The organism is Leptospira sarikeiensis (assembly GCF_004769615.1).
Classification (GTDB): domain Bacteria; phylum Spirochaetota; class Leptospiria; order Leptospirales; family Leptospiraceae; genus Leptospira_B; species Leptospira_B sarikeiensis.
Map to the genome: position 1 here is coordinate 34469 of NZ_RQGF01000004.1, position 9141 is coordinate 43609.

Annotated in this window: 9 protein-coding genes and 1 pseudogene; 3 read left to right on the forward strand and 7 right to left on the reverse strand. The window is 38.6% G+C overall.

The window, feature by feature from the left end:
- From EHQ64_RS00540 to EHQ64_RS00555, 4 genes are all read right to left on the reverse strand, one after another.
- Complete coding sequence (locus tag EHQ64_RS00540; RefSeq protein WP_135647523.1) at positions 1–2298, reverse strand: DNA polymerase domain-containing protein; 2298 nt, start codon at positions 2296–2298, stop codon at positions 1–3.
- The gene (locus EHQ64_RS00545) at positions 2298–2555 is read right to left on the reverse strand and encodes a DUF8156 family protein (protein WP_135647524.1); all 258 of its coding nucleotides are present in this window, start codon (positions 2553–2555) and stop codon (positions 2298–2300) included. Before EHQ64_RS00545 ends, EHQ64_RS00540 begins: the two co-directional genes overlap by 1 nt.
- Entirely contained in the window at positions 2540–3187 is a 648-nt protein-coding gene (locus EHQ64_RS00550; protein WP_135647526.1) for a P-loop NTPase family protein, read from the reverse strand. The genes EHQ64_RS00545 and EHQ64_RS00550 overlap by 16 nt, the downstream gene beginning before the upstream one ends.
- Before the next feature lie 245 nt (positions 3188–3432).
- Positions 3433–3807: a cupin domain-containing protein gene (locus EHQ64_RS00555; RefSeq protein WP_135647528.1), complete on the reverse strand. Its 375-nt coding sequence runs from the start codon at positions 3805–3807 to the stop codon at positions 3433–3435.
- Between the two features lie 368 nt (positions 3808–4175).
- Here EHQ64_RS00555 and EHQ64_RS00560 point away from each other — a divergent pair, with 368 nt between their 5' ends.
- From EHQ64_RS00560 to EHQ64_RS00570, 3 genes are all read left to right on the forward strand, one after another.
- Complete coding sequence (locus EHQ64_RS00560; protein ID WP_135647530.1) at positions 4176–4661, forward strand: hypothetical protein; 486 nt, start codon at positions 4176–4178, stop codon at positions 4659–4661.
- A 70-nt stretch (positions 4662–4731) separates the two neighbouring features.
- Positions 4732–5253 carry a Pycsar system effector family protein gene (locus EHQ64_RS00565; protein ID WP_135647544.1) on the forward strand — a complete coding sequence of 174 codons (522 nt, stop codon included), beginning with the start codon at positions 4732–4734 and terminating at the stop codon, positions 5251–5253.
- A gap of 7 nt (positions 5254–5260) precedes the next feature.
- The gene (locus EHQ64_RS00570) at positions 5261–5779 is read left to right on the forward strand and encodes a GNAT family N-acetyltransferase (RefSeq protein WP_135647532.1); all 519 of its coding nucleotides are present in this window, start codon (positions 5261–5263) and stop codon (positions 5777–5779) included.
- Positions 5780–5831: 52 nt separating this feature from the next.
- On the opposite strand, the gene EHQ64_RS00575 is transcribed toward EHQ64_RS00570, so the two are convergent.
- The 3 genes and pseudogenes from EHQ64_RS00575 to glyA all read right to left on the reverse strand — a co-directional run.
- Positions 5832–7028, reverse strand: coding sequence for an acyltransferase family protein (locus EHQ64_RS00575; RefSeq protein ID WP_135647534.1), 1197 nt, complete (start codon positions 7026–7028; stop codon positions 5832–5834).
- A gap of 302 nt (positions 7029–7330) precedes the next feature.
- Positions 7331–8515 carry an acyltransferase family protein gene (locus EHQ64_RS00580; protein WP_135647536.1) on the reverse strand — a complete coding sequence of 395 codons (1185 nt, stop codon included), beginning with the start codon at positions 8513–8515 and terminating at the stop codon, positions 7331–7333.
- 23 nt (positions 8516–8538) lie between these two features.
- Positions 8539–9141, reverse strand: a pseudogene (gene glyA / locus EHQ64_RS00585) (serine hydroxymethyltransferase); the annotation flags it as partial.

The window sequence follows — 9141 nt, forward strand, 5'->3', positions numbered from 1 at the left end:
CTAAAAATCAAATCTCCCTTGCGGATCTATAAGTGCGTCAAAATCCTTGAAAGAAGCAAATTCGGCCCATACTTCCCTAAATACGCCTACTAACATTTTTCTATAATATTCCGTATCCGGTCCGGATCCTTTGATCTTATTTGGATATAATTGCAGTTCTTCTTCAGGCATGTAACGTTTATCCTTATTTTTGGATCTTTGATTTAATACCAAATATTTGATTTTTTCTCCTGCCTGCACACCCATTCCGAATTCTTTCAGTTTTAGCATGGAGAGCGCAGTCGCCCCCATTACTTCGTATTCTTCTAAATCTCTGGAGCTCGATTTAGTAAGTAATAGTTTTTCGGGAGGGATGCAGTTTAAGGTGATCATAGAATCATATTTTTTATATATGGATAGAATCTCCTCTTCTCCTTCTTTTAGTTCTTTGATCGTTACCTTGGATTGCATCCATTCCAACATTTCGGTTTGAGCATATGTTATAAAGTAGGGTAGGTCCTTTCTTCTTGCTCCTATCCCTCTACATTTTAATTTTCCGGATTGAAATCGTCCCATGTAACGATTTGCTACAGGCATTTCCGTATCTTGGCTAGACGGGGGAAAAAGTAACCAAGTATAAACCCCATCCACTTCCATCTTTATACCCGTTTGTTTTTGGATCTCCATACATAGAGAATCTAATTCATCTATTTTGAAAGGACTGGAATCGTATTTTTTGATAAAGATACTATCAGTGATCGCGTGTACAAATTCGTATCCGAAGTTTTCAGCTGTTTCTTTTGCGAGTAGAAGTATCTGTCTTCCGAAAGCGTTCACACTTTCATGGCTTTCTAATCTTCCGAATTTTGCATTTCTATATCCTAAATATCCGAATGAAGTGACAAGCATCCATTTTAAACTAGCTTGTTTAGATTCGTATTCTTTAAGGCGCTTTCCTTCGGAAACTTTGGACTGTTGTTTATAATATGCTCTTCTCTGTAAGACATGTTGGAGGGCTTCCGATACTACTCCTATACGTTTATCGCATATACGATAACCTATGTCGGGGACTTTAGGAACTGAATTATCCGATTCGCAGCATAGGCAGTTCACACATTCAGGAGAAATATTATGATTTGCCATGATGCTAGGATACATTTGTGCGAAGTCTAGTTGAGCTACATTTTCGGCGGTTTTTCCCTGAGTAATATCCGGTTGGAATACCAACCCTCCTTTATCCGCTTCTAATAATTGTAATGCTGTTTTTGGAGATTCTACCGCGCTCTTTTGCCAAGGAACTAGATAACCTCTTCTTAATGCCACGTCCGTTTCTATATACGTAAGCGCTTTTCCTGTGGATGCTCTTGCCATTTTTTGCATGGGGAGTCTGGATAATCTAGCTAGTTCTATGACTCCCATTAGATCCGCTTCTTTATATACGAAGCTGTTCTTAGAATCTATATGCCATCTTCCGAATAACGGATAAGAAGGGGCTCTAAACACTATATTCCCGTAAGTAAAATAACTGGTTCCCTTGGTAGTGATATTCCTGCGGATAGGAGTGCTTCTGTCCCTGTCCAATGCCGGCAAAAACCCGGCTTTTTGAGATTGGTAAAAGATATAAGGTAGAATGACCTGATCTCCATGAGTAGTAAGAAGGATATCCGGGTCCTCTTGTTTTAAAAGTGTATCAAGTTTTTCTAATAAAATTCTGGGATTTTTTCCGGATAATTCATGATAGTCAGTATCAGTTTTTATTATAAGAGGGTTATTTTCGAGAGAGATCCTATGGCTTTTGGATAGTTTTAATCTCATAATCCTGAATTTAGGGACTTCATAGTCCATTTCAGAGGGAGAATCTTTGGACTGGACTTTTTGGATCCTTCTTCCTCCAGGATCCTCGATATAATCGATTTCCATTTTGCATAATGGAAATAAACCTTTATGAAACATATAACTCGTAGGTAGATCCAGGTCCGAATGATAGATCTCGAATTTTCCGTATAGAGCGTATAGTTTGCGGCTGATCTTGGGAAGGATAGAGGGTCTGGAGATAACGATCCTTAGGACAGGTACAGATCTATTCTCATAGAATAAAGTCCTGTTCTCATATCTGGGAACTTCGTAGATTGCATCCAATTCGTATAGTCGTTTGACTAGTTTTTTTAGGTATTTATCTTCTCCTTTAACGTATATGATCGGATAAAATTTGTCTAGAAATAATAATTGGGCCCCGTCTTCCGTTTTTAACCAAAGATATACCGTATCTTCCGCATGATACACATCGAACAAATGGCCTTTTGCTTTTAAAAGGTTCACTATGATCCCTTTAAAGTTTCCAATTCTTTTTTTAGCCTGGATATTTCCTTTTTTAGATCAATCATCATGGTGAGAAGCATAATGTCTATAGGATATGGAGAGGACGCCATTACCCCAGCTTGTACCTGAAGTTTTGCGGTTCGTATCAATTCATCGAAAATTTCTTGGTCCGGTTTTCTTAAACCCCTTCTGTATTGTCCTAAGCTGGACTCCACATATTGCATTTGTCTGGAATAAGGAATTACTGTCCTGCCCATGTAAACTCCTCTTCTATATTCGAATCTATAGTTGTGATCTGTTTCGCTTTTCTGACCTTCAGATAAGAATGACCTTCTACGATCCTTAATTCCCAAAGATCTTCCGAGAGTTCGATCAGCTTAGGGAAAATTTTTTGAAAATTCGGGTGAGGATATTTTGTGGATTCCACAAGAAGGATCGGGATCTGTTGGCTTCGTATATATTGTAAAAGTAATACTAGTTTTTCTAAAAGGAAAAGCCCTTCGTCTTCTTGCACATCTCCGTCGAAGAATTGTTTGCAAGGAGCTAAGATGAAATAGACTGTATTTTCTCTTTTAGAAGACGAAATTTCTCGAAGCGAATCTAGAATTTGATATGGAGTAAATGCTCTTTGGACTAGGATCCTTTCTAAAATTTCCTCGGGAGAGATCCCGTGTTTTCTGGTCTCTTCTGTGATCCTGAATACATCGAAACGGATCGCGCAGTCCAAATTGAATACCTGGAATCCGGAAACTGCAAATGCATACTCCCAGCCCAAGGCCAATTTATAGATCCCCTCTCTCCCAGTTAAAAGTCCGATATTTTCCCTATTCCAACTTAAGATAGGTTTATATAACTGCTCTTGGAAACCTTCTAAAGGACCTAAATGCATATATACTATATATACGATATGTTAAAAATTGTAAAGTGATTTGGCTGGCGCCGGATCTTAAAAAGAGGATTTTAGACTTCGGACCGAAATCGAATTATGTCGGAATTCCTACAGAATAAGATCCTATATTTGCTCGATCTATGATCCGAAATGTAAGATCGAAAAGAATATGTTTAAATATATTATATATTTATAATAGAGAGATAGGGTCGGAATTTCGAAATGAACGAAATTCCGTTTTAATTCTAATGAGAATGATTATGTTCGTAGATATCTCCGCCTGCGGAGAATTCTATAAAAACGCAAGCCTCGTCACCCACGGACCAGGCATCATGCCCAGGGGGAAGAAGCATAATATCATTAGGGCCGAATTCATCCTCACTTCCGTCATCCATAACTACATGTAATCGTCCTGATTGTACATAAGCGACATGAGGCAGTAGGCAACTTTCCGTTCCCGCAACCGGTTTCAGGTCCTTGGACCATTTTGCTCCTACATCAAACGTGACTCTATGCACGATTACTCCATCCAAGACTACTTCTTCCTTTTTAATTAAACCGAAACGAACAACATCGTTCGGAGCGTTTAAGCTTCCTCTTTGCATTTTATGATCCGACATGGACTTTTACCTTCCGCAAATTTGCGATCCTTCTCCTATTCAAGGGAGAGGGATTTAATCCCTTATTTTGCCTGCCTGGCATAAGAAAAGATATTGTTCGTTATTACGGATAAAATATATGCTATATGGGACGATCTTTTGAACGAAGTTTAAATATGCAAAACAGTATTTCTCTATGTTGGAATTCAAACATAGAGGTTCGCAAATAAAGATACTCCTACGAGGTGGTGCAGAGGGTGCTGAAATTTATAAAGAAAGATTGAATCGGATAGATCATCCAAACGGGATATTCATATGGCTAAATTTGAATTTGTCAGGAAGCATTATACCTAAAGATATGGATTTGAAATTAAGATAAGAGGCTTTTTTTGAAGCGCTATATTGGTATACTATCTATTCTTTGCTTTCTATTATTTTCTACACAGGCATGTAAGGATGACGGAGGAGGCAGTCCTATGGTTGTGATGACTTTAGCTGCTATTGTGATTGCTTCCCCTGCAACTTCTTGCGCGCATCCTTCGGTTCAGGATTTAACTCTTATGGATCCCCCGATTTACGGATCTGGTGTCGTGAAGCCGGTTTACTTTTATAGGATTACTACGAATTTTATTTCGGATCCGATAGATCTTACACTGACTGCAGAAGGTGGTCAAATTAGTTTATTTGTCGGAGACCAAAACGTTATATTGGACCAACAAAACTATAAATCGGCTACAATTACAAATCGATATGATGCAGATGCGGCGGACGTAGCAACTGCGACCGTAACAATCAATACCTTCGACGGTCAGTTTAGATGTATAGCTGTCGATCCAGGTGAATACGGAGACTTTTCGCTCTCATATTCCTATTAAACGTATTTCTTATACCTAGATAAGAATTTAAGTCTTGTCTAAAAAATTTTTCCCAAATCCTTGGAAATATATGGAATCCGATTATTTCAAAGCGGTCAAGGCCCGTTCTTCGGTGGACTATCTTTTTAGGACCGTTCATCAGCATCATTCTCAACTTAGCCAAATGGCCGACCAAAAGGCGAATATACTGATTGCTGCATCGTTTGTAATGCTTTCTCTTTCTCTCGGTTATGTACAAAAGCCGATTTATAGGGCCGGTCTTTTGACATTGATGGTATTTATTGTGATCGCTGCGACTTTAGCGATCTTTGCAGTTATGCCCACCTTTAAACAAAAGAAGAATGGAAAGACCAATCCTTTGTTTTTCGGGAATTTTGCTCCATACACAGAAGCGGAGTTTTTAACTAAGATGGAGCAGATCGCAGAACAGGATTCTACTTTGTACGAGGCATTGGGCAGGGATCTATATCAGATGGGAAAGTCCTTGTACTTTACGAAATATAGATATTTAAAATGGAGTTACAGATGTTTTCTCGCGGGATTTACTACCTCCGTCTTTATGATCGTGTTAGAGATTAACGGAATTTTATAAATTTCTTATGGAGAAATCCGGAATTTCTCTTAGACCTGCGAATTATTCCGATCTGCAAATCCTGCAAGAATGGGATGAAAAAGAACATGTGATCCAATCTGACCCTAACGACGACTGGGGTTGGGAAACCGAGCTACTACGTTTTCCGGATTGGAGAGAACAATTGATCGCAGAAAAAAACGGAGTCCCGATCGGATTCGTTCAGATCATCGATCCTCAAAGGGAGGATTCTCATTATTGGGGTGAGATCGGTCCTGGTTTTATGGCGGTGGATATTTGGCTCGGAGATGAGGAGAATTTAGGAAAAGGTTACGGCACAAAGATCATGGCGGACGCAATCGGAAAATGTTTTTCGAATTCATCCGTTCATTCCGTGCTTGTAGATCCTCTTTTGGAAAATTTAAAGGCCCATAAATTTTATGAAAAATTCGGATTTCGTTTTTTGGAATTCAGGACATTCGGAACGGATCACTGTAAGGTATATGTTCTGGATCGAGAAGTTTGGATAAAATCTCAGGCCCCTTGAGGATACGAAAGATCGTATAATAGAAGACCCCGATCTTTCGGGGTCTTTTGATTTAGGAAACTTTTACCAATTCTTTCTTTCCGAGCCTTCTGGTAAGATAGTCTCTTAATGTTAGAAACGGTTTTTCGGTTATATAAAATATAGGAATACAAACTAAAAAGGAAACTAAGACCGCAAAAGAACCGTAAAGCCAGAATTTATCCCAGCTTAGAATTCCAGGAACCTTATTCCCAAAAATAATCCCTAACGCAAGCGCAGTGCAGGGGGTATGCCATAAATACATCGTATAACTAGTTCTTGCGGTCGGGCGAAAGATCGGTAGGCTAAAGAACCGGTTTAAGATCCCACCTTTCCATAAGGTTAATATAAATAACGCGGAATATCCAATATGAAAAGCGGTGAAATTGAATATCAAACCTAAACCGATCCTTTCTGTGGAGTATGCGAGTCCTAAAAATAAAATGGAAATTGCCCCTAAGAAATAAGCAGGTTTACGATCTTCCGATTGAAAGAATTCAGGTTTCCAACGAACAAATTCCGCGATCAACATTCCGCAGATCAATGTATCAAATCTAGTTTCCGTATGATATAAGATGATCCCTTCATCTAAACTTCGAAGCATATAAACAATTCGTATAATAAACGGGACCATAAATAATAGAAGTAAGGAATATCTCCGCATTCTATCTGAAACTTTGAAAAAAAACAGAAGGCATAATCCCGGAATCACAAGGTAAAATTGTTCTTCGATAGAGAGAGACCAACCATATAGATAAAGACGATATTTGAAATAATTGGAGATATATGCAAAATCAGTCCAAGAATAGGAGAGCATCAATCCCAATCTTTTAATTCCATCTGCCCCGTTTGGTGCGATATCAGGATTTGCGGTATATACTTTTAATAATGTCTTGGAATGAATATAAGAAACAAGAAGACAAATATAATACGCGGGCATGATCCTAAGAGTTCGTTTTAGATAGAATTTTTTTAGGTCTATCGTATCGGTTTTATCTTTTTCCGCTAAAAGTCCGCTATAGATCAAAAATCCACTCAATATAAAGAATAGATCCACACCGGTCCTGAAGTTATGAAAAATAATTTTAGTTAATGGATTCTCATAGCTCAAAAGATGGTTCATCTCTGCGTTATGCCAGAAATGATATATTATCACCAAAAAAATCGATATGGACCTCAATCCGTTTAACGACTGTAATTCGGATTCATTCTTAGAAAGTAAATATTTCAATCTCTTGCTCTTTTCTCTTTGTAAACAGGCGGAAGATTGCCGGTTTGAAATACAAAATAAAATCTGAGTTCGTTGAAAACTAGTTTTTTCATTTATAATTGAACGGTTTGTTCGATTATAAATTTGTTTTTAATTTAGTAAGTATCTGATTACAGAAAAATATTCTTGTAAATCCGCCAGGGATACGCAGGCCTTTAGTCCCGACGGGTCTGGATAGGTCCGGATCTCGAGTATAAATCTGTCGGGATGAGCGTTAGCGAAGCCGGAGCAGCCCGGCCCGAGCGAAGCGAGGGGGCGGCCTGTTAAATATTTATCTCTTTCTTTGATTTTAACCTTCTGATTAAAAAATCTTTTAAGGCCAAGAATGGTCTTTCGATCGCATAAAAAATAGGAATACAAAGTAAGAATATCAATGCAGTTGCATAGATCCCGATGAGCAAGAACGCCCATATACTTGTCTGTGGAGAAAAGTTCTTTCCGAATAATGTGAATATTGCCAGCCCGATAAATGGGTCATGCCATAGATACATCGTATAACTTGTACGTGCTACCGGTCTGAAAACGGAGAGACTGAAAATCTTATTCCAAAAACTTCCTTCTACCAAGGTGATCGTAAATAATAATCCGTACCCTAATTGGAACAGAGTGAATATGAAGATGGAATTTGCGCCGGTACGTTTTAATTGGAAAGTAAATATTAGAACTGCTAAAAGTCCGACGCTGAATAATAGGCCGGTCTTATATGTGCTCTTCTGAAAAAATTCGGGCTTCCAGCGTGTTAACTCTGCGATCAACATTCCTAAGATCAAAAAATCAAAACGGGTTTCTGTATGTACTTCGACTAGGATCCTATCGATCCCTATGAAATGATAGACTACGCGGATGATCAAAGGTATAAAGAATAATATAACTAAGATCGTTCTCCTAACGTTTTCTTTGACCTTAAAAAGTAGGAACAAACAAAGAGAAGGAACGATTAAGTAGAATTGTTCTTCGACCGAGAGAGACCAACCGAATTGGAATAATCTTTCTTTAAAATAGTTGGAGATATATAGAACGTCTCCCCAAGTATTCGATAGAGTAATGCCTAATTTTTGATGTGCAACGATCTCCGCTTGGGTTGGGGTAGGTATCTTATCGAGGAGTTTGTATGCGCTCTTTGCCTGAATATAATTTATAAGTATGCAGAAATAATAAGCAGGCATGATCCTAAGAGTTCGTTTTAAGTAGAAACTCTTTAGATCTAATTTGGATGTTCTTTTGTATTCGTTTAATAGACCTCCGTAGATCAAAAATCCACTCAACATGAAGAATAGATCTACGCCAGTTCTAAGATTTTGAAGAAACCAAATGATCCTAGGATCATCCGATTTGAATATTATTCCCATATGGAATAATATCACTAAAAAGATAGAGAATGCCCTAAGTCCGTTTAGGGCAGGATGTTCATCTTCCCGCTTTTCAAAAAGGAAAGGTAAAAACTTCATCTATCTTGAAATATTCGGATGATTTAATCTAATCGGAAGTTAGTCATCGGGAATTGTTGAGTGATCTCTTTCACTCCCTCTCTAACCTTCTCTTTCGTTTTTTCGTCGTCAGGATTATCCAAGAAATCGCAGATCAAATGTCCTACTTTTTCTATATCGGAAGGTTTGAGCCCTCTTGTGGTAAGTGCAGGAGTTCCTAAGCGGATCCCGGAAGCGACAGCAGGTGGATTCTTGTCGAATGGGATCGCGTTTTTATTTACTGTTACTCCGACCTCGTCTAATCCGTCTGCGGCCTTTGCTCCAGTGAGTCCTTTTACGGAAACATCCAATAATACTAAGTGGTTGTCTGTTCCACCGCTCACTACTCGGAAACCTCTTTTTACGAATACTTCTGCGAGAGTTTTCGCGTTTGCAAGAACGGTTTCTATATACTTTTTATAATCCGGTGATAATGCTTCTCCGAATGCAACCGCTTTAGCTGCGATCACATGCATAAGTGGCCCACCTTGGATCCCAGGGAATACTCTGGAATTTAAGATCTTTTCGTTCTCTAATTTAGATAGGATCAATCCACCTCTTGGCCCTCTAAGTGTCTTATGAGTTGTGGTGGTCACGTAATCAAAACT

Excerpts from the sequence above, each read along its gene's own strand:
- EHQ64_RS00545 (WP_135647524.1), bottom strand. The coding sequence starts at position 2,555 with ATGGGCAGGACAGTAATTCCTTATTCCAGACAAATGCAATATGTGGAG.
- EHQ64_RS00550 (WP_135647526.1), bottom strand. The coding sequence starts at position 3,187 with ATGCATTTAGGTCCTTTAGAAGGTTTCCAAGAGCAGTTATATAAACCT.
- EHQ64_RS00555 (WP_135647528.1), bottom strand. The coding sequence starts at position 3,807 with ATGTCGGATCATAAAATGCAAAGAGGAAGCTTAAACGCTCCGAACGAT.
- EHQ64_RS00565 (WP_135647544.1), top strand. The coding sequence starts at position 4,732 with ATGGAATCCGATTATTTCAAAGCGGTCAAGGCCCGTTCTTCGGTGGAC.
- EHQ64_RS00570 (WP_135647532.1), top strand. The coding sequence starts at position 5,261 with ATGGAGAAATCCGGAATTTCTCTTAGACCTGCGAATTATTCCGATCTG.
- EHQ64_RS00580 (WP_135647536.1), bottom strand. The coding sequence starts at position 8,515 with ATGAAGTTTTTACCTTTCCTTTTTGAAAAGCGGGAAGATGAACATCCT.